General features: G+C 70.7%; 23 protein-coding genes. 16 read left to right on the top strand and 7 right to left on the bottom strand.

Annotation, left to right across the window (positions count from 1 at the left end; translation table 11 throughout):
- Positions 1-167: 167 nt before the first annotated feature.
- The 3 genes from G3I71_RS37715 (at position 168) to G3I71_RS37705 (ending at position 2,270) form a co-directional block, all read left to right on the top strand.
- Positions 168-773, top strand: a complete 606-nt coding sequence (locus tag G3I71_RS37715) for a sulfite oxidase-like oxidoreductase (protein WP_164322129.1) — start codon at positions 168-170, stop codon at positions 771-773.
- Positions 766-1,551 carry a ferredoxin reductase gene (locus G3I71_RS37710; protein ID WP_164322127.1) on the top strand — a complete coding sequence of 262 codons (786 nt, stop codon included), beginning with the start codon at positions 766-768 and terminating at the stop codon, positions 1,549-1,551. The genes G3I71_RS37715 and G3I71_RS37710 overlap by 8 nt, the downstream gene beginning before the upstream one ends.
- Before the next feature lie 128 nt (positions 1,552-1,679).
- The gene (locus G3I71_RS37705) at positions 1,680-2,270 is read left to right on the top strand and encodes a hypothetical protein (protein WP_343243185.1); all 591 of its coding nucleotides are present in this window, start codon (positions 1,680-1,682) and stop codon (positions 2,268-2,270) included.
- Between the two features lie 27 nt (positions 2,271-2,297).
- Here the strand turns inward: G3I71_RS37705 and G3I71_RS37700 are convergent, their stop codons facing one another.
- Positions 2,298-3,656: an 8-oxoguanine deaminase gene (locus G3I71_RS37700; protein ID WP_164322125.1), complete on the bottom strand. Its 1,359-nt coding sequence runs from the start codon at positions 3,654-3,656 to the stop codon at positions 2,298-2,300.
- 135 nt (positions 3,657-3,791) lie between these two features.
- Here G3I71_RS37700 and G3I71_RS37695 point away from each other — a divergent pair, with 135 nt between their 5' ends.
- The 3 genes from G3I71_RS37695 to G3I71_RS37685 all read left to right on the top strand — a co-directional run bounded on the left by G3I71_RS37695 (position 3,792) and on the right by G3I71_RS37685 (position 7,042).
- Positions 3,792-4,760, top strand: a complete 969-nt coding sequence (locus G3I71_RS37695) for an acetylxylan esterase (RefSeq protein ID WP_164322124.1) — start codon at positions 3,792-3,794, stop codon at positions 4,758-4,760.
- Between the two features lie 121 nt (positions 4,761-4,881).
- On the top strand, positions 4,882-6,057 hold the full coding sequence (locus tag G3I71_RS37690) for a serine hydrolase domain-containing protein (protein WP_164322122.1): 1,176 nt from the start codon (positions 4,882-4,884) through the stop codon (positions 6,055-6,057).
- A gap of 163 nt (positions 6,058-6,220) precedes the next feature.
- Positions 6,221-7,042: an alpha/beta fold hydrolase gene (locus G3I71_RS37685; protein ID WP_164322120.1), complete on the top strand. Its 822-nt coding sequence runs from the start codon at positions 6,221-6,223 to the stop codon at positions 7,040-7,042.
- On the opposite strand, the gene G3I71_RS37680 is transcribed toward G3I71_RS37685, so the two are convergent.
- Positions 7,032-7,805: a class I SAM-dependent methyltransferase gene (locus tag G3I71_RS37680; RefSeq protein WP_164322118.1), complete on the bottom strand. Its 774-nt coding sequence runs from the start codon at positions 7,803-7,805 to the stop codon at positions 7,032-7,034. The two genes, G3I71_RS37685 and G3I71_RS37680, sit on opposite strands and share 11 nt — an antisense overlap.
- Positions 7,806-7,881: 76 nt before the next feature.
- On the opposite strand from G3I71_RS37680, the gene G3I71_RS37675 reads away from it, so the two are divergent.
- On the top strand, positions 7,882-8,283 hold the full coding sequence (locus G3I71_RS37675; protein WP_164322116.1) for a nuclear transport factor 2 family protein: 402 nt from the start codon (positions 7,882-7,884) through the stop codon (positions 8,281-8,283).
- Between the two features lie 28 nt (positions 8,284-8,311).
- On the opposite strand, the gene G3I71_RS37670 is transcribed toward G3I71_RS37675, so the two are convergent.
- From G3I71_RS37670 to G3I71_RS37650, 5 genes are all read right to left on the bottom strand, one after another.
- On the bottom strand, positions 8,312-10,216 hold the full coding sequence (locus G3I71_RS37670) for a hypothetical protein (protein WP_164322114.1): 1,905 nt from the start codon (positions 10,214-10,216) through the stop codon (positions 8,312-8,314).
- Between the two features lie 268 nt (positions 10,217-10,484).
- Positions 10,485-11,267 (bottom strand): SDR family NAD(P)-dependent oxidoreductase, encoded by a 783-nt coding sequence (locus G3I71_RS37665; protein ID WP_164322112.1) that lies wholly within the window; start codon positions 11,265-11,267, stop codon positions 10,485-10,487.
- Positions 11,264-12,565 carry a histidinol dehydrogenase gene (gene hisD / locus G3I71_RS37660; protein WP_164322110.1) on the bottom strand — a complete coding sequence of 434 codons (1,302 nt, stop codon included), beginning with the start codon at positions 12,563-12,565 and terminating at the stop codon, positions 11,264-11,266. The genes G3I71_RS37665 and hisD overlap by 4 nt, the downstream gene beginning before the upstream one ends.
- A 37-nt stretch (positions 12,566-12,602) precedes the next feature.
- Entirely contained in the window at positions 12,603-13,559 is a 957-nt protein-coding gene (locus G3I71_RS37655) for a VOC family protein (protein ID WP_164322108.1), read from the bottom strand.
- Complete coding sequence (locus G3I71_RS37650) at positions 13,556-14,521, bottom strand: fumarylacetoacetate hydrolase family protein (protein WP_343243184.1); 966 nt, start codon at positions 14,519-14,521, stop codon at positions 13,556-13,558. The genes G3I71_RS37655 and G3I71_RS37650 overlap by 4 nt, the downstream gene beginning before the upstream one ends.
- Before the next feature lie 225 nt (positions 14,522-14,746).
- On the opposite strand from G3I71_RS37650, the gene G3I71_RS37645 reads away from it, so the two are divergent.
- The 9 genes from G3I71_RS37645 to G3I71_RS37605 all read left to right on the top strand — a co-directional run bounded on the left by G3I71_RS37645 (position 14,747) and on the right by G3I71_RS37605 (position 23,290).
- The gene (locus G3I71_RS37645) at positions 14,747-15,061 is read left to right on the top strand and encodes an antibiotic biosynthesis monooxygenase (protein ID WP_343243183.1); all 315 of its coding nucleotides are present in this window, start codon (positions 14,747-14,749) and stop codon (positions 15,059-15,061) included.
- Between the two features lie 36 nt (positions 15,062-15,097).
- Positions 15,098-16,222 carry an FAD-dependent monooxygenase gene (locus G3I71_RS37640; RefSeq protein WP_164322105.1) on the top strand — a complete coding sequence of 375 codons (1,125 nt, stop codon included), beginning with the start codon at positions 15,098-15,100 and terminating at the stop codon, positions 16,220-16,222.
- The gene (locus tag G3I71_RS37635; protein ID WP_164322103.1) at positions 16,219-17,223 is read left to right on the top strand and encodes an amidohydrolase family protein; all 1,005 of its coding nucleotides are present in this window, start codon (positions 16,219-16,221) and stop codon (positions 17,221-17,223) included. The genes G3I71_RS37640 and G3I71_RS37635 overlap by 4 nt, the downstream gene beginning before the upstream one ends.
- A complete protein-coding gene (locus tag G3I71_RS37630) occupies positions 17,220-18,236 on the top strand; it encodes a cyclase family protein (RefSeq protein WP_239149575.1) in 1,017 nt (338 codons plus the stop codon). Before G3I71_RS37635 ends, G3I71_RS37630 begins: the two co-directional genes overlap by 4 nt.
- Before the next feature lie 11 nt (positions 18,237-18,247).
- Complete coding sequence (locus tag G3I71_RS37625) at positions 18,248-19,654, top strand: FAD-binding oxidoreductase (RefSeq protein ID WP_164322101.1); 1,407 nt, start codon at positions 18,248-18,250, stop codon at positions 19,652-19,654.
- 3 nt (positions 19,655-19,657) lie between these two features.
- Entirely contained in the window at positions 19,658-20,614 is a 957-nt protein-coding gene (locus G3I71_RS37620) for a fumarylacetoacetate hydrolase family protein (RefSeq protein ID WP_164322099.1), read from the top strand.
- A 223-nt stretch (positions 20,615-20,837) separates the two neighbouring features.
- Positions 20,838-21,839: a LysR family transcriptional regulator gene (locus tag G3I71_RS37615; protein ID WP_164322096.1), complete on the top strand. Its 1,002-nt coding sequence runs from the start codon at positions 20,838-20,840 to the stop codon at positions 21,837-21,839.
- A gap of 36 nt (positions 21,840-21,875) precedes the next feature.
- Positions 21,876-22,673, top strand: coding sequence for an SDR family oxidoreductase (locus G3I71_RS37610; RefSeq protein WP_164322094.1), 798 nt, complete (start codon positions 21,876-21,878; stop codon positions 22,671-22,673).
- Between the two features lie 341 nt (positions 22,674-23,014).
- Positions 23,015-23,290 carry a winged helix-turn-helix domain-containing protein gene (locus tag G3I71_RS37605; protein WP_164322092.1) on the top strand — a complete coding sequence of 92 codons (276 nt, stop codon included), beginning with the start codon at positions 23,015-23,017 and terminating at the stop codon, positions 23,288-23,290.
- Positions 23,291-23,686: the final 396 nt, after the last annotated feature.

Genomic DNA, 23,686 nt, shown 5'->3' with positions numbered 1-23,686 from the left:
ACGGCAAGCCCGATCACGGGAGGGCTATTCCCGGGGTTGCGAAGACTTGGGGAGAGTTCATACGCCCGCAATGATCACCGCGGGCCCGGGGTCAGGGGCATGCGCGGCGACCCCGTACGGTGGTACGCGTACCCACTGACCAGGCCTGACCGTGAGGCGCCCACCCTATGAACGTCACCCGAGGCTTCACCGGACGCCCGCGCGTCCACAACGCCGGGTTGCCGCCCGGCCAGTACGACGCGGGCGACGACTGGCCCGTCCTGTCCGCCGAGGTCACCCCCGATCTGACACCCGCGGACTGGTCCTTCCGGATCGACGGCCTGGTGGCCGAGTCACGCGCGTGGGACTGGGCCGAGGCCCACGCGCTGCCCGCGTCGGCGTACGAGGGTGACATCCACTGTGTGACGAGCTGGTCGAAGTTCGGGGTGCGGTTCGGGGGTGTGTCCCTGGACGCGTTCCTCGAAGCGGCGCGGCCCGACACGTCGGCCACCCACGCCGTCGCCTACTCGCACACCGGCTACACCACGAACCTCCCGCTGGCCGACCTGACCGGCGGCCGGGCCTGGATCGCCTGGGAGTACGAGGGGCGGCCACTGGCCGCCGAGCACGGCGGTCCGGCGCGGCTGCTGGTGCCGCACCTGTACTTCTGGAAGAGCGCCAAGTGGATCGCCGGCCTGCGGCTCCTCGACCACGACGAGCCGGGGTTCTGGGAGCAGAACGGCTATCACGCGCGCGGGAACCCGTGGGAGGAGCAGAGGTACTCCGGTGACTAGGACCGCCTCCGAAGCCGCGCCGAACGGCACCTTCGTGCCCCCGACCCGGTTCGCCGTGCCCGGTCGCATCGCCGTCAGCAACCGCGAGGCGGCACGCTGGCAGACGGCCACACTCACCGAGGTCCGGCGGGAGACGCCTCACGCGTCCACCTTCCGGTTCGCGGTGCCCGGCTGGGCGGGTCATCTGCCGGGCCAGCACCTGATGCTGCGGCTGCGGGCGGACGACGGTTACACGGCCCAGCGGCACTACTCGATCGCCTCGCCCCCGGAAGACGCCGGGCACGTCGAACTGACCCTGGACCATGTCGAGGGCGGCGAGGTCTCCGGCTGGTTCCACACGCTGGCCAAGCCCGGCGACGAGGTGGAGGTGCGCGGTCCGCTCAGCGGTTTCTTCGCGTGGCCGGGCGACCGGCCCGCGCTGCTGATCGGCGCCGGTTCCGGGGTCGTACCGCTGATGTCGATGATCCGGCACCACCGCGCGCGCGGTCTGACCGTGCCGCTGCGGCTGCTGGTGTCGGCGCGCGGCCCGGAGGAGCTGATCTACGCGCGGGAGTACGGGGCCGAGACCACGCCCGTCTTCACCCGCCGGGCGCCCGACGGTGTGCCGGTCGGGCGGCTGGCGGCCTCCCAGGTGGCGCCGCTGCTGGCCGCCGGGCAGCCGCCGGGCGGGTGGGAGGCGTACGTGTGCGGCTCCAACGCGTTCGCCGAGCACGCCTCGCGGCTGCTGGTGGCGGCGGGCCAGCCCGTGCACCGGATCCGGATCGAACGCTTCGGCTGACGACGCTCAGGGCACTGGGAGCACAGCCCGCGGTGGTGCGCCGGGCCCACGGGGGCGCGGGCGGGTCTTGCGCGCCGACCCTCGTGCGCGGCTCCCGCCCGGTCGGTGTCGCGCGCGACGATGTGCGGGTGGGGGTTCGAGGGCGAACGCGGGTGTACGGCTGGCGCTGGCGACGCAATCCGCTGCGCCGCCGGTCGGACGTGCTGGAGGCGTGGGCGGTGCTCGCCGTCGCCGTGCTGCTGTGCGTCGGCGCGCCTCTGGCCGGAGTGGTCACGGCCCGGTGGGCGTACGACGAGGCGCGGGCGACGGTCGCCGTTCAGCGTAGCGAGCGTCATCGCGTCCATGCGGTGGCCGTCGGCGGAGCGGGAGCGCCCTCGGCGCCGGTCGGCAGACAGCACCTGTACCGGGTCCGGGTGCGGTGGACGGAGCCGGGGCCGGGGGCGCGTACGGCGACGGCACACGTGCCGCCCGGTACCCGGCGCGGTGACACCGTCGACCTGTGGCTCGACGCGCACGGGCGGCCCGTCGCGCCGCCGCCCAGCGATGTCGCGGTCCGACAGCACACGGTGGCGGTGGGCATCTGTGCCGCGGGCCTGGCCGTCGGGGTCGTCCTCCTCGTCCGAACCGCCTTACACCGTACGGTCGTTCAGCGCCGGCTCGTGGAGTGGGAACGCGCGTGGGCGCGTACGGAGCCGGAATGGACGGGCCGGCGGGCGTGACGGGCGGACGCACGTGACGGGCAGGCCCTACACCATTTCCTGCATCCGGCGCGCGATCCGGCGGTGGTCGGTGAGCGCGTCCCGCAGGCCGGGCAGGACGGGTCCGCCCCGGTCGACCAGGACTCGTCCGGCGACGACCGTCGTCCACGCGCGGGCCGGTCCGCAGCGCAGCCACGCCTCCACGGGGTCGCTGAGCGCGCCGGCGAGCGCGACCTCGTGCAGGTCCCACACGACGAGGTCGGCGCAGGCACCGGGCCGCAGATGCCCGATCTCGTCGGCGCGGCCGAGGCAGCGCGCCGAGCCACGGGTGGCGATGTCGAGGGCGTCGCGCGCGGTCATCGCACCGGGTCCGCCCCGGTAGCGCCCGAGGAGCAGGGCGCCACGCGTCTCCATCCAGAGCGAGGCGTGGTCGGTGGAGGCGGAGCCGTCACAGCCGATACCGACGGGCATGCCCAGTTCGCGCATCTCCTTCACGCGCGCGGTGCCGCCGCCGATGAGCATGTTGGAGCTGGGGCAGTGCGCGACGCCGACGCCCGCGGCGGCCAGACGGCTCAGTTCGGCGTCGTTGGGATAGATGCAGTGGGCGACCCAGGTACGGTCGCTCATCCAGCCGGTCTCCTCGAAGTACTCCACGGGCCGGCAGCCGTAGGTCTCCAGGCAGTACGTGTCCTCGTCGTGGTCCTCCGCGAGGTGCGTGTGGAGGCGTACGTCGTACCGCTCGGCGAGTTCGGCGGTGGCCGTCATCAGCTCCTTGGTCACCGAGAAGGGCGAGCAGGGCGCGAGGGCGACCCGGATCAGCGCGCCCGGTTCCGGGTCGTGGTGGGCCTTGATGAGCCGCTCGCTGTCGGCGAGGACTTCGTCGTCTGTCTGCGTGACGCTCCTCGGCGGGAGACCGCCGTCCTCCACGGACCGGGTCATCGAGCCGCGCGTGGCGTGGAAACGGAAGCCGATGTCGCGGGCCGCGCGGATCTCGGCGTCGACGAGTCCGGGGCGCGGATGGACGTAGAGGTGGTCGGAGGAGGTGGTGCAGCCGCCCATGAGGAGTTCGGCCATCCCGACGTACGCGGACACGTACGCCGCCTCCTCGTCGAGCGCCGCCCACAGCGGGTAGAGCGTGGTCAGCCAGTCGAAGAGGGTGCCGCCCACGGCGGGCGCGTAGGAGCGGGTGAGGTTCTGGTAGATGTGGTGGTGCGTGTTGATCAGCCCCGGGGTGACGAGTCGCCCGCCGGCCGACACGGTCGTCAGGGCCTCGGGCTCGGTCCCGGCACGACCCACGGCGGTGACGCGCCCGCCGGCGACGGCCACCCACCCGCCGGGAATCTCACGCGCGCCGTCCACGACAAGCAGCTCGGCGTCTCTGACCAGCAGTTCCACAGCAGTCGGCATGGGCGTCATCGTAGAGGTGCGCCCGTTCTCGCGAGGGCCTCGCCCGCGGCTCGGGGCCTGGCGGGTCGCCGACCCTCCCACGTACGGTGTGATCATCCGCAAGCGCTTGCCACTACCCCACAAAGGCGGTCCGACATGGCCCAGTTCGACCTCCCTCTCGACGAACTCCAGGAGTACCGCAGCGATTCCGCCGAGCCCGAGGACTTCGACGCCTTCTGGTCCAAGACCCTCCAGGAGACCCGGGACCACGACCTGGACGCCCGTTTCGAGCCGGTGGACACGGGACTGACCACGGTCGACGTGTACGACGTGACGTTCGCCGGATTCGGCGGTCACCCGGTGAAGGGCTGGCTGCGGCTGCCCGCCGGGGCCTCGGAACCTCTGCCGTTGGTCGTGGAGTTCATCGGCTACGGCGGCGGGCGCGGTCTGCCGCACGAGAACCTGCTGTGGGCGTCGACCGGCCGCGCCCACTTCGCCATGGACACGCGCGGCCAGGGCAGCGCCTGGGGCGGCGGCGGTGGAACGGCCGACCCGGTGGGCAACGCGCCCTCGTATCCCGGATTCATGACCCGTGGCATCGACGCTCCCGAGAACTACTACTACCGGCGGGTGTACACGGACGCGGTGCGCGCGGTGGAGGCGGCTCGCTCGCATCCCCTGGTCGACCCGGCGCGCACGGTGGCCCTCGGTTCCAGTCAGGGCGGCGGGATCACGCTCGCGGTCGGTGGGCTGGTCCCCGACCTGGTCGCGGTCGCCCCGGACGTGCCGTTCCTGTGCGACTTCCCGCGCGCGGCGACCCTCACGGACCGCCATCCCTACCGCGAGATCGGCAGCTACCTCAAGACCCACCGGGGCCGCACCGCCGACGTGCTGGACACGCTCGCCTACTTCGACGGCGTGCACTTCGCGGCACGCGGCCGGGCCCCGGCGCTCTTCTCGACGGCCCTGGAGGACCAGACCTGCCCGCCGTCCACGGTCTTCGCGGCCTTCAACGCCTGGGCGAACGACGACAAGAAGATCGAGGTCTACGACTTCAACGACCACGAGGGCGGCGGGCCGTTCCAGGAGGCGACGAAGCTGAGCTGGCTGCGCTCGTACGCGTGACGGGTCCGTAGGCAGAACTGGTCGTTTCCGACGCCTTCCGTGCGATCCGACCAGTCGGTATGTTCGTCCGGGCCGGGTCACAGCGTCGTGGCCCGGTGTTCCGGCGGACCACGGAGGGCCCATGTCCGAGCACGTGCCACACGTTCACGGCGACTGCGACGCACGCTTCTCGGCGGTGCGCACGGCATTCGAGGAGAACTTCCGCGACCGCGGCGAGCTCGGCGCGGCGGTGAGTGTCACGGTCGGCGGCGAGACGGTGGTCGACCTGTGGGGCGGCTGGGCCGACGCGGGGCACACGCGCGCGTGGGAGCGCGACACGCTCGTCAACGTGTGGTCGACGACGAAGGGCCCGGTGGCTCTGTGCGCGCACATCCTCGCCGACCGCGGGCTGCTCGACCTCGACGCCCCGGTGGTCGCGTACTGGCCGGAGTTCGCGGCGGCCGGCAAGGAGGGCGTGCTGGTACGGCATCTGCTGTCGCACCGGGCGGGCCTTTCCGGCCTGCGGGAGCCGCACTCGCTCACCGACCTCTACGACTGGGAGTTGACGACCAGCCGACTGGCGGCGACCGAGCCGTGGTGGGAGCCGGGGACGCGGTCCGGCTATCACGCGCTGACGTACGGCTTCCTGGTCGGTGAGGTGGTCCGCCGGGTGTCGGGGCTGCTGCCGGGCGCCTTCCTGGAGCGGGAGGTGACCGGGCCGCTGGGCATCGACTTCACCATCGGGCTGCCGGAGAAGGAGGCCGGGCGGGCCGCCGAGCTGGTGCAGCCGCCGGCCGCCTCGACCAGCGAACAGGCCGCGATCTTCGCCCAGTTGACGCCTACGGCGATCGCCGCCCTGGCCAATCCCCTCGCGGGCCCCGCGGAGGCGAACAGCCCCGAGTGGCGGGCCGCCGAGATACCGGCGGCCAACGGCCACGGCACGGCGCGGGCGATCGCCGCGCTGTACGGGGTCTTCGCCGGCCAGGGCTCCTACGGCGGGCAGCGCGTCCTGTCCGCCGAGGCGGCCGAGCGGGTGCGCGAGGGACAGGGCAGCTGCCGGGACCTGGTGCTCGGCGCGGGTTTCGACCACGAGACGGAGATCGCGCTCGGGCTGTGGCTGAGCGGCACCAACGGCTCGTACGGGCCCAACCCGAGGGCGTACGGCCATGACGGGTTCGGCGGCTCCTGCGGGCTGGCCGACCCGGATGGCGGAGTGTCGATGGGATACGTGATGAACCGTATGGGTCCCCATATCGCCGACGACCCGCGGAAGATGGCGCTGATCGACGCCCTGTACAGCGCACTACGACGGAAGTAAGGATCAGAAGCGGAAAGTGAGTCGTACAGGGTGAGTGGCAGGTGCAGTCAGATGACAGATTCCCCGGAGGCCGTGGGCGCATAGCGTCGGGGTATGACCGGACGGCGCGCGGCAGATCGCGCGTCTGTCCGATTACGTCCTACCTTTCGAGAGGCACACCCCCATGAGTACTTTCACCACCTCCGACGGCACCGAGATCTTCTTCAAGGACTGGGGCACGGGACAGCCGGTGGTGTTCAGCCACGGCTGGCCGCTCAACGCGGACACCTGGGACGGTCAGTCCCGCCTGGTCGCCGAGCACGGCTTCCGGGCCATCGCGCACGACCGGCGCGGGCACGGCCGTTCCGCGCAGCCGTGGCAGGGCAACCACATGGACCAGTACGCGGACGACCTGGCCGAGCTGATCGAGTCGCTCGACCTCGACAACGTTATCCTCGTCGGCCACTCGACCGGCGGCGGCGAGGTGACCCGCTATATCGGCCGGCACGGGACGGGACGCGTCGCCAAGGTCGTGCTGCTGGGCGCGGTGCCGCCGCTGATGCTGAAGACCGACGCCAACCCCGAGGGCACGCCCATCGAGGCCTTCGACGGTATCCGGTCGGGTGTCGAGGCGGACCGCTCGCAGTTCTACTGGGACCTCAGTGAGGCCTTCTTCGGCTTCAACCGGCCGGGCGCGACCCCGTCCGAGGGCATGCGCCGCGCGTTCTGGCTGTGGAGCATGCAGGTCGGGCTCAAGGCGGTCTACGACTGCGTCAAGCAGTTCTCGGAGTCCGACTTCACCGAGGACCTGGGCCGCATCGACGTACCGACGCTGATCGCGCACGGCGCCGACGACCAGATCGTGCCGATCGCCGCGTCGGCGGAGAAGACGGCCCAGCTGGTCAAGGACTCGACGCTGAAGGTCTACCCGGGTGCCCCGCACGGCCTGGTGGGTGAGTTCGAGAAGGCGTTCAACGCCGACCTGCTGGAGTTCATCAAGAGCTGACGGGTTGCCGCTCGGCGGGTGTCCGCGTCGCCACCACCATCCGGCAGCGCGGACTGCCGTCCGGTCCGCGCCCGAACTCGGGCAGGACGTAGGTCTCCACGTCGAAGCCCGCGTGCGTCAACTCCCTTCGTACGTCGGCGAGTCGGAACGCCCGGTAGTACATGACGAACGGCGGCTTCCACACGGCGTTGCGGACCCTCATCACCGCGTCGAAGCCGAGCAGCGCCCAGTAGGCGCGCGTTCCCGGGCGGGCCGGGGCCACGACGGGGAACGCGAAGCGCCCGCCCGGCCGCAGTACGGAGTGGACCTGGGCGAACAGCCCCGGCAACTCGGCCGGCAGGAAGTGCCCGAACGCCCCGAAGCTGACGACCAGATCGAAGGCGGGGGCGGATCCGGGGGCGAAGGGCAGGGCTCTGGCGTCGCCGCGTACCAGGGTGACGCGCGGGCCGCCGGGGCGTTCGCCCGCCCCCGCCCGCTGCCTTGCCACCTCCAGCATGCCCGCGCTGATGTCGATCCCGGTGACACTCCCCCGGCACACCCCTTCCAGCACCGCCAGACCGGCGCCGGTACCGCAGCACAGGTCGAGGCCGTCGTCGAAGGGCCCGAGGGGGCCGAGCGCCGACGCCACCGCGTCGAGGATCGTGTCCGGCGTACGGAACGGGGTGTGGTCGAACTTCGGCGCGAGCAGGTCGTAGCCGTGCTCGACGGACGAAAGCGCCTGCACGGCGAGTTCACGGAGGGTGGGGCCTTCGGGGCTGAACATCGGCCCAGCTTAGGGCGCGTGGGCGGGTCGGCATCTGGGACGCCCGCTCGGGAGGTTCACCCCTTAGGGTGAGTGGATGCGTGCATTTCGTGAGGCAGTAGAGGCCGGGGATCTCGACGCCGTCGAGAAGCTGCTGGCGGAGAACGTCGTGTTCACCAGTCCGGTCGCGTTCCGGCCGTACCCCGGGAAGGCGATCACCGCGGCGATCCTGCGCGGTGTGTCCCGGGTCTTCGAGGACTTCCGGTACGAGCGGGAGATCGGCGCGCCCGACAGCCGCGACCACGCGCTCGTGTTCACCGCGCGGGTCGGCGAGCGCGAGATCCAGGGCTGCGACTTCCTGCACCTCGACGAGGACGGTCTGATCGACGAGCTGACGGTCATGGTCCGGCCGCTGTCGGCCGCGCAGGCCCTGTCGGCGGCCATGGGCGCCCAGTTCGAGCGGATCGCACAGGAGGCGCAGGCCGCCGGGTCCGCCTGAGCGGACCCCGGACCTCCCGAGGGACGACTCACCCCACGGTGAGCGTGATCGCTCCGGCGTACGTCTGCCCGGCGGCGACGGCTGTGACCGTCCCGTCGACGGTCACGGTCAGCTTCTTGCCACGGGGTGCCTCGACCACGGCGTCGGCCGCGAGGGCGAATTTCGTCAGGTACGAGGTGCCGGTGACCGTCCAAGTGGAGCCTGCGCCGAGCTGGACGACAACCCCGTTGTTCACCGCCGCCTGCGTCGTGTTGGTGACCTCGCCCAGCTCGTAGAAGTTGGAGGCGTCGATCGTGGAGACGCGGTGCTGGGTCCTTGACGCCGAGATGACGCCCTTCACGCTGCTGTCGTCGAAGGTGAGGACCATGTTCTTGCCCTTGCGCATGCCGTTGTAGAAGTCGCCCTTCAGCGCGATGGAGGTGAAGGTGGCGGCTCCGTCGGTGGTGTGGACGGCGGTGACGTCGAAGCCTACGTCCTTCGTCGGGTCGCCGGTGGGCTCGGTGTAGACGCCGACATTCATCATCCTGCCGTTGACGCGGACCGGGCCCGGGTCGTCCAGCTCCATCAGCTGCAGGATGATCCCGTTGCGCGGGTTGAGCCGGGCACCCTGCGAGCCGTCGACGGAGATCGCGGTCTGCTGCCCCTTGTTGAGGAAGGTGGCCTTCGCCGAGTTGATGACGGTGCCGCCGTCGAGCGTCAGTGTTCCGGCGCCGAAGAACATGTAGCCGAAGTGCCCTGAGTTCACGACCGTGTTCTGGGCCGGAAGCGCCGCCAACTCACCTTCACTCAGGCCGAGTTCGAGTTCGGCGTTGAGTGCGGCGACGGCTTCGGGCGTGCTGTCGCCGTAGTGCACGTTCGCCGCCGGGCCGGCGATGATCGTCGCGTAGCTGCCGACGTCGAACCGGGAGCCGAGCACGCGGACGGTCGCGTCACCGATGGCGTAGGTGCCGTAGCCGTACGAACCGGTGTTGCCGACCTGGCTGTTGACCACCGTCAGCTTCAGCCCCCGGCCGCCCTCGACGGACAAGGCGCCCCAGGTCTCCGAGAACACCGTCGAGTCGAGGTAGGTGGCCCGGCTGCCCGCGCCGATGAGGTTGGTGGCGCGGACGTTCCCGTCGAGGCCGAGCATCCAGGGCACCGACTGCATGTACGGCGTCTCGACGGTGGCCTGGTAGTCGGCAGGCAGAACACCGTTCCGGGTGTGGATCCGGGAGTTCTTGACGACGACGTTCGCACCGGCGTCGGCGATGACCCCGGTGCGCACGACGCCCTTGGTCGCGATCCGCGCGCCGTCGACGACGAGAGTGGTCGCGGACCCGGTGCCGACCACGGCGGCACCGTATCCGGCGAAGTCGGAACGCCCGTTCCCGGTGAAGGAGATGACGGGCCGTTCCAGCTTGTAGTCGGCGTCCTTCACGTACACGCCGTCGAAGCACTCGCCGGTCGAGGTGATCGACACGTTCTTCGCGGCGGTGTCGGTGAGTCGGCCCCCGATGACGCTGGTCAGTACGGACTTGGCACGCTCCACGCCGCCGGCGTCCACGTACAGGGCCTGGCGGAAGGGGAAGGTGAGCGTCTCGTAGGTCACCGGGTTCGCCTCGGCCACCGTGAGGACGACGTCGCCCCCGTAGGTGCCTGCCTGGATCAGCGTCCGGGTGCCGCCGGTCTCGGTCAGCAGCTGGCCCGTCTCCACGCCGTCGACGGTCAGGGTGACGCTGTAACCGTCGGGGGCGGCGATCTTCCCGCCCTCGGCGATGGAGAGCCGGGCCACGCGGGTGGTCGCGGAGAGCTCGTACGTCTCCCCGGCGGCGACCGTGATCCGCGTGCCCCGAGCCGTCGCCGGCGCGGCGGTCGCGGAGGCGACCGGGGCCAGTACGGCACCGGCGGTCGCGGTGCCGGCGATGAGAATCGAGCGTCGGGTGATCAGCGTCATGGCATGCCTTCCCAGGGATCGAATGCGCGATGGGATCCGAGCGGATGCGTCAGTCGCGCGGAGTTACTGTCCGGCCGCCTCAACACGGCGGCCACGGCTCGGACTTGGGGCACCAAGGGTGCGCTACCAGAGTGAAACAGCCCTGGGCAACGGGGTGAAGGTGTCCGGCGTACACATCCCGGAACCCGATGCCTCGGATCGCCCGGCCCGGTTCATGGGGTTCACACAGAGTGGCCACAGCGCGGATGGCGCAGGCGAGTTCGGGTGGTTACGCGGGTGCGATCATCCCCGCCGACAGGTCGATGTCCGCCCCGCACAGGCCCGGCATCGCGAGCATCGCAAGGAGGGCCCGGGCGACCTCGTCCGCCTCGACGAGGCGGCCCAGCGCGGCCCGGGAGGCGAAGTCCCGTTCCGCCTCCTCCGGGGTGCAGCCGGTCAGTTCGGCCGTCAGACGGAAGTTGCGGGCCATGCGCGGGCCCCGAACCGGGCCCGGGGAGAGGGAGTTGACCGAGACTCCCTGCGGGCCGGTCTCACCGGCGAGGGTTCGGGTGAGGCCGAGGAGCGCCATCTTCGAGGCCGTGTAGGGAGTGCGGTGGAGCAGGGGGCGTTTCCCGCTGACCGAGGCGATGTTGACGATGTCCCCGCGGCCCGCCGTCAGCATGGGCGGCAGGAAGGCCCGGCACATCAGGTAGACGCCCCGGACGTTGGCGGCGAACACGTCGTCCCACTCGTCCGGCTCGATGTCGACGAGCGGTCTCACGGGGCCTGCGACGCCCGCGTTGTTGACCAGCAACGACACCTCCTCGTCGGCCAGTCGGTCCGCCAGCGCGTGTACCGACTCCGGGTCGGAGACGTCACACACCGCCGTACGCGCCTCACCGCCCTCCTTGACGACCCGGTCCGCCGCGTCTGCGAGGGCGCCCTCGTCACGGCCGACGAGAACCACCCGGGCCCCGGCGTCCGACAGCGACGACGCGAACGCCCGCCCGAGCGGCCCGCCCCCGCCCGTGATGAGCGCCGTACGCCCGCGCAGATCGGTGTACGGGTTCATGCGCCGTTCCACGGCAGGTCGTCGCCCTCCGCCTTCGCCGCGCGTACGTCGCCGGAGCGGGCGTGGCCCTCGAACAGCTCGACCCGGGAGGCCCGCCCGCAGAGTCGCCCGAGGAGGGCCTGCGAGGCGGTGTCGGTGACCTCCTGGTATGTCACCGTCTTGAGGTACTTCCCCACCCAGAGGCCGCCGGTGTAGCGGGCGGCGCCGCGTGTGGGCAGGACGTGGTTGGTGCCGATGACCTTGTCGCCGAACGACACGCAGGTGCCCTCGCCGAGGAACAGGGCGCCGTACTGGGTCATCTTCTCCAGCGCCAGGCGCGGTTCGGCGGTCAGGACCTCCACGTGTTCGAAGGCGAAGTCGTCGGCCAGCGCGTACATCTCGTCCAGGGTGTCGACGACGTGCACCTGGCCGTGGTCGCGCCAGGCCGGCCCCGCGAAGTCGCGGGTGGGCATACCGGGGAGGAGCCGTTCCACCTCGGCGATCGTCCGCTCGGCGACCTCACGGGAGGTGGTGATGAGGACCGCCGGTGAGTCCGGTCCGTGCTCGGCCTGGGAGAGCAGGTCGACCGCGCAGACGAACGGGTCGGCGTCCTCGTCGGCGAGGACGAGGATCTCGGTGGGCCCGGCGAAGAGGTCGATGCCGATCTCGCCGAACAGTTGTCGCTTGGCCTCGGCCACGTAGGCGTTGCCTGGCCCGGCGATCAGGTTGACGGGTCGCATCGAGTCCGTCCCGACCGACATAGCGGCGACCGCCTGCACTCCGCCCAGGAGCCAGATCTCGTCCGCGCCCGCCAGGTGCGCCGCGGCGACTGTGGCGGCCGGGATCTCACCACGGATCGGCGGTGTGCAGGCGACGACACGCGGCACGCCCGCGACCTTGGCGGTGACGACGGTCATGTGGGCGGAGGCGGTGAGCGGGTAGCGGCCACCCGGGATGTAGGCACCGGCGGCCTGCACGGGGATGTGCTTCTGCCCCAGCCGGACGCCCGGCAGGGTCTCCACCTCGAACTCGCGCAGGGAGTCCAGCTGGTGGCGGGCGAAGGCGCGGACCTGGTCCTGGACGAAGCGGATGTCGGCGATGACCTGCTCGGGCACCGACGCGACGATCTTCTCGACCTCCTCGTCGGAGAGCCGGAAGGAGTCCGGGCTCCAGTTGTCGAACTTCTCGGAGTACTCGCGCACGGCCGCGTCACCGCGCTCGCGGATGTCCGCGATGACGCCGGTCACGGTCTCGCGCACCTGGGCGAGTGAGGCGGCCACCTCGGCCCTGGGTACGGCGTGCTTCAGGATCTCTGCCACAACTGCGGCCTTTCTCAAGCGAGTTCGGGAAGGCGTCTCAGACGGGCGGCGCGACGAACAGGACGTCGGGGTCGTTGAACTGCTCCTTGGCGACCGACTCGCTCATCGGGTCGGCCGTCCCCCACTGGTCCTGCGTGATCGGGTCGTCGACGTCATGGCGGCCGGGGTGCCACACGTCCTCTTCGAGGACGGCGAGTTCGGTCGTGTACTCGACGGTGTTGCCGTGCGGGTCGTGGAAATAGGCGAAGGTGTTGTCGCCGGCCAGGTGGCGGCCCGGGCCCCAGGTGAGCCTGGTCCCGGCACGCAGGGCACGGCCCGTGCCGCGCATGTACTCCTCGACGCCCCGCATCTCGAACGAGGCGTGGTGCAGGGAGACATGGGGACCGCGCGCGATGGCGAAGGAGTGGTGGAGAGGGCTGCACCGCAGGAAGTACATGAGGTCGCCCATATGGGTCGAGTAGAGGGTGTCGGTGAGCCGGAACCCGAGGTGTCGGACGTAGAAGTCCCGCAGTCCTTCCGGGTCCTGGGAGTTGACCACGCAGTGCGAGAGCCGTACGGGGATGGCCTCGCGTTCCTCGATCCTGCGGTGGGTGCGGGTTCCGACCTCCGCCGACACCTCGACGACCCGGCCGTCCGGGTCGAAGAAGCGGAAGCCGTAGCCACCCCCGGGGGTGTCCAACTCCGCTGGTTCGGAGATGAGTCGGACCTCTGCCCGGGCCAGTCGCAGCGCCAGTTCGTCCACGGCGGCGGTGGAGACGGCGCCGAACGCGATCAGGTCCATCCGCTTCCGCTCGTCCTGGCGGATCCGCACGATGTACTGCTCGGGGCTGCCCTCGGCGGCGAAGAACGCGATGCCGCTGTCGTTCGCGATCTCGGTCAGGCCCCAGGTGGTGCCGTAGAAAGCGCGCTGGGTGTCGAAGTCCGGTACGGCCAGGTCGACATGGCGCAGATGGGTGATGGGCTGGAAGGCGGAGGCGGTGTCCGGGGTGCTCATGCGTGGCTCCTTACGGTGTTGCGCTGGTGGCCGAGGCCGGTGACCTCCGCCTCCAGCACGTCCCCCGGCTTCAGGAACACGCCCCAGTGCGCGCCGTTGCCTGCCGGGGAACCGGTCAGGAGCAGGTCGCCGGGGCACAGGGTGGTGGTCGTGGACGCGTAGGCGATGAGCCGTGGGATGTCGAAGATCATGTCCTTGGTTGACTCGTCCTGGCGGACAACTCCGTTGTGGCGCAGGGTGATCCGCAGGTCGTCCGGGTCTCCGACGAAGGCGGCCGGGACGAGGAAGGGGCCGGTCGGCAGGAAGGTGTCGGCGTTCTTGGCGGTGAACCAGTCCGTGCCGATGGCCTTCAGGTCGGGCCGGTAGAGGCGGTCGCGGGTCGTGAGGTCGTTGCAGATCGTGTAGCCGGCGACGTGCGACATCGCCTCCTCGGCCGGGATGTTCCTGCCCGGCTTCCCGATGACGAGGGCGAGTTCGAGTTCCCAGTCGTGCTGCTCGCCGAGCGCCGGGAGCACGATGTCGTCGTACGGGCCGCACATCGCGCGCGGCGAGCCGAGGAAGACGTACGGGACGCCGTCGCGTGCCCGCTCGTCCATCATCTTCTCGGCGTCGGCTCGGGCCTCCTCGGGCGTCGCGCCGTGCACGCTCTCCTTCTCGGCGGCGACCAGATCGACCACGTGCTTGCGGTAGTTGGCGCCGCTCTGGAGGATCTGGCCGGGCTCGATCGGGGCCAGGACGCGGAGCGCCGCCAGGTCGTGCCACGGGCCGTCGGCAGCCCTGGCGAGGTCGTGGAGGCGGGGCAGCCAGGCGTCCCAGTCCTCGACGATGGCGCGCACGGAGGGCACCTGGTCGGACAGGTCACGGACGCGGGCGCCGGTGACCAGACCGGGGAAGGCGCCCGAACCGCTCCGATACGTACCGAGCGCGAACGGTCCGGAATGAGTGGGCAGGGAATCGGGCACGGTCGGCTCTCCTCGAACGGCTGGGGGCTCGACCTCGACGCTAGGCAGCATCGGGGGGCGGCGGAAATGGCCGTTGGCGATGCCTGCCATCACCGGCCCGCCTCGGTCCCGGTGGCATCGCCGTACGGGATGGATGACGTGCCCCTTGTCGATGCCTCGATCCGTTGACCCTGCATCCATCGCCCACGCAGGCTCGGACCACCCACCGAGGCCGAGGAGACAGCCGTGACCGCCGTGATCGTCGAACATGCCGAGCTGACCGTCGAGGCCGGTCGTGAGCGGGCGTTCGAGGAGGCGTACGAGAAGGCCCGCCTCGTTCTCGCCGAGGCGGACGGGTTCCGCTGGACCGAGCTGCTGCGCTGCGAGGAGCGGCCGGACACCTATCTGCTGCTGGTCGGCTGGGAGTCCGTCGCCCACCACACGGTGGGGTTCCGCGAGTCCGAACGCTTCGCCCGCTGGCGCTCGCTGGTCGGCCCGTACTTCGCCGCGCCGCCGGTGGTCGAGCACTACAGCGAGCGCGCCGCCCGCTTCACGGGCTGACCGTCACCCCCTGCCACTACGTTCGCAAGGATCCCCATGCCCGTTGAAAAGGTGCTCGTCGTCGGCGGCGGCATCACCGGAAGCGTGCTGTGCCTCGCGCTGGCCCAGCGCGGCGTCGAGGCCGAACTCGTGGAACTGTCACCCCAGTGGTTCGGGGTGGGGCACGGCATCACTCTCCAGGGCAACGCCCTCAAGGCGCTGCGCTCCGTTGGCGTACTGGAACGGGTGCTGGCCCGGGCGGTGCCGTTCGACTTCATGCGGCTGCGCCATGCCGACGGGGAGCTGATCACCGAGTTGCCGACGCCGCACACCGGTGGGCCCGAACTGCCTTCCACGGCAGGGGCGTTGCGGTCCGATCTGCAGAACGCGCTGTGCGACGCCGTGCACGCGCACGGAGTGCGGGTCCGGCTCGGGCTGAGCGTCGAACGGCTCGACCAGTCGTCCCGCCATGTGGACGTCACGTTCACCGACGGTTCGACCGGTCGGTACGACCTGGTGGTCGGCGCCGACGGCATCAACTCGCGGATGCGCGGACGGCTCGGCATCGACACACTTCCCCGTCCGGTCGGCATGTCGATATTCCGTGTCGTCGCCGAGCGTCCCGCCGAGATGGACTGCGCGGAGGTGTACTACGGCGGCCCCCGCTACAAGGCCGGCTACAGCCCGATCTCCCCGGACCAGTGCTACGCCTACCTCCTCGACGAGAACCTCGACGCCTCCCTGGTCGGCGCGCGGGCACCCCTCGGGCTGCTGCGCGAGCGCGGTGCCGGGTACGGCGGTACCTGGGGCAAGATCCTCGCCTCGCTGCCCGACGACACGGCGGTCGACTACCGGTGGATCGAGGCGATTCTTGTCGACGAGCCCTGGCATCGTGGCCGTACGGTGGTGATCGGCGACGCCGCGCACGCGTGCCCGCCGCTCATCGCGCAGGGCGCGGCGATGTGCGCGGAGGACGCGGTGCTGCTGGCCGAGTTGGTCGCCGGGGACGAGCCGGTGGACCTGGCGCTGGAGCACTTCATGGCGCGGCGGCTGCCGAGGGTGCGGATGGTGCTGGAGAACTCGCTCCAGCTTGCCGCCTGGGAGATCGCCCCGGGCACGCCCGGTGCGGACCCGGCGGGCATCATGTCGCGGACGCTGAACTCCCTGACGGCGGCGGCATGAGCGGCCCCGTCGTCGACTTCCACGGCCATCTCGCGGTACCGGCAGCCGACGCCCTGTGCGCGGACACGCCCGGACTCGCCGCCGAGCTGGCCGCCGAGCAGCGCGCCCACTCCCCCGCCTCTCTCGCGGTCAATCGGACTCAACTCCAGCGCCTGACAACCCAGTTGACGGACGTCCAGGCTCGACGCGCCGATCTGGACGCGATGGGTGTGGACGTCCAGGTGGTCGGTCCGATGCCGATGCACCACTACTGGGCCGACATCGAACTCGCCGCCCGGCTCACCCGTACCGTCAACGAGGCGGTGGCCGTGCACTGTGCCGCCGCGCCGGAGCGGCTGTTCGGGCTCGGCACGGTGCCGCTCCAGCACCCGGACCTCGCCGTCGCCCTGCTGGGCGAGGCGGTCGCCGATCACGGTCTGTACGGGATCAGCGTGTCCACGACCGTCGAGGGACGGGAGTTGGCCGATCCCGCGCACGACGTGGTGTGGCAGCGGGCGGAGGAGCTCGGCGCGGTGGTGTTCGTGCATCCGTGGGGCTGCTCGCTCGGCGCCCGGCTGGCCACCCACTACCTGGGCAACACGGTCGGTCAGCCCGTGGAGACGACGGTCGCGCTCTCGCATCTCATCTTCACCGGTGTCCTCGACCGTTTCCCCCGTCTGAAGCTGGTGGCCGCGCACGGCGGGGGCTATCTGCCGACGTACATCGGGCGTTCCGACCACGCCTGGCGGGTCCGCGAGGACGCGCGCGGCTGTCTCGAACCACCGAGCTCGTATCTGCGGCGCATGTGGTTCGACTCGCTCGTCTACACCCCGCGCGCGCTGCGCCACCTGGTCGAGGAGGTGGGCGCGGACCGGGTCGTCCTCGGCACCGACTACCCCTTCGACATGGGCGTGGACGACCCCGTGGCCCGGTTGCACGCCGCCGGGCTGATCGGCGCCGACCGGTCCGCCGTCGCCGGGGGCAACGCCTACGACCTGCTGCTGAAAGGACGCGTCCGATGAACATGGGCACGAATCCCGGCCCCACTACCAGTCCCGGTCCCGGTCACGCTCTCGGTCCCGTCGAGGAGGAACTCGCCAAGGCCCGTTCCGCGTACCGCAACTGGGGCCGCTGGGGGCCGGACGACGTGCTGGGCACCCTCAACCACATCGACGACGCGATGCGTGCGCACGCGGTGGGTCTGGTGCGTCGCGGGCGGCCCTTCTCGCTCGCGCAGGAGTTCAACGAGCGGGGCCCGCAGCGCGGTTTCCGGGGCCGGATCAACCCCGTCCACTACATGAAGGACACAGGTTCGGACGCGGCAGCGGGTACTCAGGGCTTTCCGCACGGGTTCGGCGGCGCCGACGACCATGTCGTGATGCCGCTCCAGGCGTCCACGCAGTGGGACGGGCTCGGCCACATCTTCGACAACAAGCAGGCGTGGAATGGCCGTTCGTGCACGATCGTCAGTGGTGACGGCGACTCCGTCACGGGTATCGAGCACATGAAGGACGCCTTCACCGGACGCGGTGTCCTCCTCGACGTCGGCCGCGCGATCGGCGACGACCACGGCGAACTCCCCGACGGTTTCCCCATCCTGGAGGAACACCTGCGCGCGACGATCGAGGCCCAGGGTGCCACCTCGACGGTCCGCCGCGGCGACCTCGTCCTCGTCCGCACGGGCCAACTCGGCCGCGTACGACGGCTCGGCGACTGGGGAGGCTACGCGGCCGGCGACGCCCCCGGCCTCTCCTTCACCACCCTCGGCTGGCTGCACCGCACGGAGATCGCGGCGATCGCCTCCGACACCTGGGGGCTTGAGGTGCGGCCGTACGAGTTCGCCGAGCGGGCCATGTCCCCGCTGCACCAGATAGCGATCCCCAACATGGGGCTGCCGTTGGGCGAGATGTGGGACCTGGAGGAGCTGTCGGAGGACTGTGCGGCCGACGGTGTCCACGAGTTCCTGCTCGTCGCGGCGCCCCTGCCGGTCACCGGCGCGGTGGGCGCCCCCGTCAACCCGATCGCGATCAAGTGAGCAGGGAGTCGATGACTGTCATCAATCGGGGGACGACCCCCGAACCCCCGCGGAGCAACCGCTTCTCCGGCACCCTCCACCTCCCCGGTGACGAGGACTTCGACGAGGCCCGCTTCGGCCGGGTCTTCAACGCCCGCCGCCCGTCGGACCGTTCACCGGCCGCCGTGTTGCGGGCTGCTACCGAGCAGGACGTCGTCGAGGGCGTGCAGCTCGCCCTGGAACGGGGCTGGCAGGTCGCCGTCCGCTCCGGCGGGCACAGCTGGGCCGCCTGGTCGGTGCGTACGGACACGCTGCTGATCGACCTCGGCGACCTGCGCGAGATGACGTACGACGACACGACCGGGATCGTGACAGCCACCCCGAGCGTCAAGGGCGGCGACGAACTCAACCCGTTCCTCGGCGAGTTCGGCCGCTTCTTCAACGGCGGGCACTGCCCTTCGGTCGGTATCGGGGGCTTCCTCCTCCAGGGCGGCCAGGGCTGGAACGCGCGCGGCTGGGGCTGGGCGGTGGAGAACCTCGTGGCGATCGATGTCGTCACCGCCGAGGGCGAGCTGGTCCGCGCGGACGAGACGACGAACTCCGACCTGTTCTGGGCGGCGCGGGGTGCCGGCCCGGGTTTCTTCGGCGTCGTCACCCGCTTCCACCTCCGCACCCGCCCCCTGCCCGGGCATCTGGCACACACGGTCCACGCGTACCCCCTCGCCCTCTTCGACGAGGTCATGACCTGGCTGCACGGGATGCACCACACGGTGTCGGAGCTGGTCGAGATCGTCGCCCTCACCCAGACCCCGCCCGGCCATGACGAGCCGATGCTGCTGGTCACGGGCGTGTCGATGACCGACACCGCCGAGCAGGCCGCCGATGCGCTGGCGCCGCTGCACGCGAATCCGTACGCCGACCGGGCCGTCTTCCGCGTCGAGGCACAGCCGACCACACTCGCCGAGCAACTCCACAACCAGCGGACGGCGAACCCGGAAGGACATCGCTATCTCGTCGACAACGCCTGGCTGACCGGATCCGCCGAGGACGTCGTGCCGGCCATCCGGAAGGCGTTCACCGATCAGCCCACCCCGCAGACGTTCACCATCTGGTTCTCGATGGCCCCGTTGCGTGAACTCCCCGACATGGCCTTCTCGTTGCAGTCGGAGATCTACTGCGCCACGTACGTCGTCCACAACGAGCCCGAGCGGGACAGGGAGTTGCGCACCTGGCTCGACGACGCGATGGCGGACATGCGGCCGGTGACCGCCGGCCAGTACCTCGGGGACTCCGACTTCACCGTCCGGCAGGTGAGGTTCATGGGCGACGTGCAGTGGCGGAGGCTGCGCGAGATCCGGGCCACACGCGACCCGAAGGGCCTCTTCGCGGGATATCTGAGTACCGGGGCCGTCACCAACACCAACCACTGGGAGCAGTGAGACATGCGGTTCGCGACATACGAGTACCAGGGCGCGGAACGCGCAGGAGTCGTCCAGGGCCGGACTCTCCACCCACTGTCGGCCGGGGTGACCGTCCTCTCCCTCGTCGAGACGGAGACGCTGCACGCGGCCGGGGCCGAAGCACTGGGCCGACCGAGCGAGTTGACGGTGGATCAGGTGCGCCTGCTGCCGCCGCTCAAGCCGCCGTCCATCCGGGACTTCGTCGGCTTCGAGGCGCACATCGAGGGCGTGTCCAAGTCGCTCGACGGGCTGGAGCACGTTCCCGAGGAGTGGTACCGGGCGCCCAACTTCTACTTCACCAACCCGCACGCGGCGTACGGGGCCCACGACGAGGTGCCGGTACCGGCAGGCTGCTCGGTGCTCGACTTCGAGCTGGAGGTGGGCGCGGTCATCGGGCGGGCGGGGCGCGACCTCACGCCCGAGCAGGCCCGCGAGCACATCGTCGGCTACCTCGTCTTCAACGACTGGTCGGCCCGTGACCTGCAGAAACCGGAGAAGAACCTGGGCCTCGGCTTCTCCAAGGGCAAGGACTTCGCCAACACGCTCGGCCCGTATCTCGTCACCGCCGACGAGGTGGAGGACCGCAGGGACGCGGACGGTTTCCTCGATCTGGACATGACCGCCACCCTGAACGGCGAGCTGATCGGCCGGGACACACTCGCCAACGTGTCCTGGACCTTCGAGGAGATGGTCGCCTACGCCGCCCGTGACACCTGGGTGCGCCCCGGTGACATCCTCGGCTCGGGCACCTGCGGCTGGGGCGCGCTCGCGGAGTTCTGGGGCCGCGTCGGAGAGCGCACGCCCCCGCCCCTCGTCCCCGGCGACGAGGTGACACTCACCGTCGAACGCCTCGGCAGCCTCTCCAACCGCATCGTCACCGGACGCGGCGACGCGTATCTTCCGCGCGCCCGCAAGCGGGGCCGCACACCACGGCCGTAGCACGCGATCCTGTGCTGCCGCCGGGTCCGGCATGTGCGGGTCATGTGAGGGCACATGCTTGCCGACCTGCGCGTATTCCCCAGGGCGATGCCTCGCATCCGTCTTCCTGAGAATGCGCGCACGAACCTTCCTCACGCCCGCCTCCCGTCGTTACGCTCCGGTTTCACGGCCGTACGACGATGTGGCCGGCGCCTGCCGCCAGGCGGGACGGAAGGAGACATCCGTGGGTCTGGGAGCGATCGATCTCAATCTTCTGGTGGCGCTGGAGGCCCTGCTGGAGGAGAAGAACGTCACGCACGCCGGTGTCCGCCTCTCCACCAGTCAGTCCGCGATGAGTGGTTCGCTCGCCCGGCTGCGCCGGCACTTCAACGACGAGCTGCTGGTGCGGGTGGGCCGCGAGTACGAGCTGACCCCGCTGGCCGAGCGGCTGCTGCCCGTCGTACAGGCCTCCCTGTACAAGGCCGAGGAGGCTCTGTCGCTGACCCGGCGCTTCGACCCGGAGCGCAGTCGGCAGCGTTTCTCGGTGGTGATGTCGGACTACGTGATGACGGTGTTCGTGGAACCGCTGCTGCGGGCCATCGCGGACGAGGCGCCCGGCGTACGCATCGACTTCCACCCCTTGGTGCACGGCCAGCCGGAGAACGAGACCCATCTGCGCTGCCACGACCTGATGGTGGTGCCGCTCGGCTACCGGCTGCCGGGGATCAGCGAGGCCGTGATGCACGACCGGTTCGTGTGCATCGTCGACCCCGACAACCCGCGCCTCGTCGACGGCCGGATCACGCTCCGCGACCTGGCCGAGATGCCGCATGCCGCCTCGGCGTTCGGTAAGAGCCAGACGCCCGCGGACCGCCAGCTGGAGACCCTCGGCATCGCACCGAAGGTGCAGGTCAGCGCGCCGGGGTTCAGTGTGCTGCCGTTCCTGGTGGGCGGCACCGACCTGGTCGCCCTGGTGCCCGAACGGCTCGCCCGGCGCTACGAGGGCTTCGCCCGCTGTGTCGCCGTACCGACGCCGTTCCCGGACGTACCGCTGGTCGAGGCCATGTACTGGCACCACAACCGGCACTCCGACCCGGCGCACCGCTGGCTGCGCGAGACCATGCGCAGGGTGGGTATCTCCCTGGACGAGCCGGAGGAACCGGCATCGGTGACCGACTCGGGGATCGTGGACACGGATGCCAGCCATGAGGAACGCGCGTTTCCGGAGCTTGCCCCCGCTTCCTAGCGTGGGAGGGGAATCCCGATCCCCCTTGGAGGAACCGTGAGCCGTACGCGTCTGTCCGGCCGTACCGTCGTCGTCACCGGAGCCGCACAGGGCCAGGGCGCCGCCGAGGTGACGGCGGCGGCCCGGGAGGGCGCGTCGGTGATCGCGACCGATGTCCTCGACGAGCCCGGCGAGAAGCTCGCCGCCGCCCTGCGCGCCGACAGCCTCGACGTCACCTACCGCCACCTCGACGTGTCGTCGGAGGGCGGCTGGGCGACCCTCGCGGCCTCTCTGGACGTCGTGCACGGGCTCGTGAACAACGCGGGCATCGCCGTACGGGCACGGCTCGGTGAGGTCGAACTCGCCGACTGGAACCGGGCGTTCGCGGTGAACACGACGGGCGCGCTGCTCGGCATCCAGGCGCTGGCTCCGCTGATGCCGGCCGGTTCGTCGATCGTGAACGTCGGCTCGGTGGCCGGTCTGACGGCCCATCACGCGGTCGCGTACACGGCGAGCAAGTGGGCGCTGCGGGGCCTGTCCCGGGTGGCCGCACTGGAGTTGGCTCCCCGCGGCATCCGTACGAACGTGATCCACCCCGGATACATCGAGACCCCGCTGATGGCGACCGCGAACCCGGTGTTCGTACGCGCGCACCTCGCGATGACACCCCAGGGCCGCCCCGGCACCACCGACGAGGTGGCACCGCTGGTCGTCTACCTGCTCTCGGACGAGGCGTCATATGTCAACGGCGCGGAGATCACCGTGGACGGCGGCTACTCGGCACACGGCGGCGTGAAGGCCATCACGAATGCGCTCGACGCAGGCACATCCAGCCCGTCCACCGGACACTCGTAACTGGTAGTTCTGTGAGAGGGCCGAAGGGGCCCCGCCCGACGGCTGGCCGAACGAGGGCTCTTCCTCGTCTGTTCAGTAGCAGCAGACGAGGACCAGAACGGGCGGGACTTCCGGGAACAGTTCTTCGGGGCTCATGCCGTCGCCCCAGTTCCGCGAAGTGGTCACCGGGGTAGCGGTACGAGTAGTCCACTCCGCATTCTGTGAACGCGATGGCCCAGCGGCGTTCTCGCTGTTCGGGGGTGAGCGGCAAGATCTCTTCCGCCTTGAAGATCTCGCGGGCTTCGGCGGAGCTGATGCCGGTCCACGGCCTGTCCCACGGGTGTAGCTGCGGGGCATGCTGGATGACGGGGGCAGGGGCGGGCTGTGCGGTCCGGTACGACTCCCCGATTCCGCCGTACCAACAGATTGCGGCGGAGGTCGTCCGGGACATCGAGTCGGGCGCGCCGGCAGTGGACCGCCCGGTTCCCTCGGAGTCCGCCCTCATCCAGCGGTGGGGCGTGGCCCGGGACACCGCGCGGCGAGCGGTGCGGCATCTGCGGGATCAGGGCTACGTCTACACCGTGCCGCAGCGAGGAACGTACGTACGGGAGCGCAGCAGCGAAGCTGACGAGAGCTGACACCAGGACTGTGCGCGAGCCCCGCCGCGGCTTGACCCGTTCGGCAGTCCATCCGCCGGGCCGGTGCTTCGCGGAATCCCGGTTGTGGCACGTCGTGCACAGCGGACGGAGACAAGAGAATGCATCCGGATCGGTGGCACCCCGAGCGACCAGCGCACGCCGTGACTCGGGGAAGTGGTCGGCAACGGTCGCTGTCTTGCTGCACAGCACGCACCACGGATGCGCGTACAGGTAGCGGCGCCGGATGCGTTCCCACTTGACCCCGTATCGCCGGGGACAGAGCAAGGGGGACGGGGGCTTACGCGGCATGGGGGGATCACCCCCGATGGGGTGGGAAAGTCGGCCGTGGGAAGATTCACGCGGGTCGGCAGCGAGTCGGTCCGGCGAAAGGGCGTC

Origin of the sequence: Streptomyces sp. SID12501 (assembly GCF_010550245.1) — a bacterium.
In the GTDB taxonomy this organism is placed as follows: Bacteria; Actinomycetota; Actinomycetes; order Streptomycetales; family Streptomycetaceae; genus Streptomyces.
This window is presented reverse-complemented; position numbering and strand designations above follow the sequence as displayed.

Excerpts from the sequence above, each read along its gene's own strand:
- G3I71_RS37715 (WP_164322129.1), top strand. The coding sequence starts at position 168 with ATGAACGTCACCCGAGGCTTCACCGGACGCCCGCGCGTCCACAACGCC.
- G3I71_RS37700 (WP_164322125.1), bottom strand. The coding sequence starts at position 3,656 with ATGCCGACTGCTGTGGAACTGCTGGTCAGAGACGCCGAGCTGCTTGTC.
- G3I71_RS37695 (WP_164322124.1), top strand. The coding sequence starts at position 3,792 with ATGGCCCAGTTCGACCTCCCTCTCGACGAACTCCAGGAGTACCGCAGC.
- G3I71_RS37690 (WP_164322122.1), top strand. The coding sequence starts at position 4,882 with ATGTCCGAGCACGTGCCACACGTTCACGGCGACTGCGACGCACGCTTC.
- G3I71_RS37685 (WP_164322120.1), top strand. The coding sequence starts at position 6,221 with ATGAGTACTTTCACCACCTCCGACGGCACCGAGATCTTCTTCAAGGAC.
- G3I71_RS37680 (WP_164322118.1), bottom strand. The coding sequence starts at position 7,805 with ATGTTCAGCCCCGAAGGCCCCACCCTCCGTGAACTCGCCGTGCAGGCG.
- G3I71_RS37675 (WP_164322116.1), top strand. The coding sequence starts at position 7,882 with ATGCGTGCATTTCGTGAGGCAGTAGAGGCCGGGGATCTCGACGCCGTC.
- G3I71_RS37670 (WP_164322114.1), bottom strand. The coding sequence starts at position 10,216 with ATGACGCTGATCACCCGACGCTCGATTCTCATCGCCGGCACCGCGACC.
- G3I71_RS37665 (WP_164322112.1), bottom strand. The coding sequence starts at position 11,267 with ATGAACCCGTACACCGATCTGCGCGGGCGTACGGCGCTCATCACGGGC.
- G3I71_RS37655 (WP_164322108.1), bottom strand. The coding sequence starts at position 13,559 with ATGAGCACCCCGGACACCGCCTCCGCCTTCCAGCCCATCACCCATCTG.
- G3I71_RS37640 (WP_164322105.1), top strand. The coding sequence starts at position 15,098 with ATGCCCGTTGAAAAGGTGCTCGTCGTCGGCGGCGGCATCACCGGAAGC.
- G3I71_RS37635 (WP_164322103.1), top strand. The coding sequence starts at position 16,219 with ATGAGCGGCCCCGTCGTCGACTTCCACGGCCATCTCGCGGTACCGGCA.
- G3I71_RS37630 (WP_239149575.1), top strand. The coding sequence starts at position 17,220 with ATGAACATGGGCACGAATCCCGGCCCCACTACCAGTCCCGGTCCCGGT.
- G3I71_RS37625 (WP_164322101.1), top strand. The coding sequence starts at position 18,248 with ATGACTGTCATCAATCGGGGGACGACCCCCGAACCCCCGCGGAGCAAC.
- G3I71_RS37620 (WP_164322099.1), top strand. The coding sequence starts at position 19,658 with ATGCGGTTCGCGACATACGAGTACCAGGGCGCGGAACGCGCAGGAGTC.
- G3I71_RS37605 (WP_164322092.1), top strand. The coding sequence starts at position 23,015 with ATGACGGGGGCAGGGGCGGGCTGTGCGGTCCGGTACGACTCCCCGATT.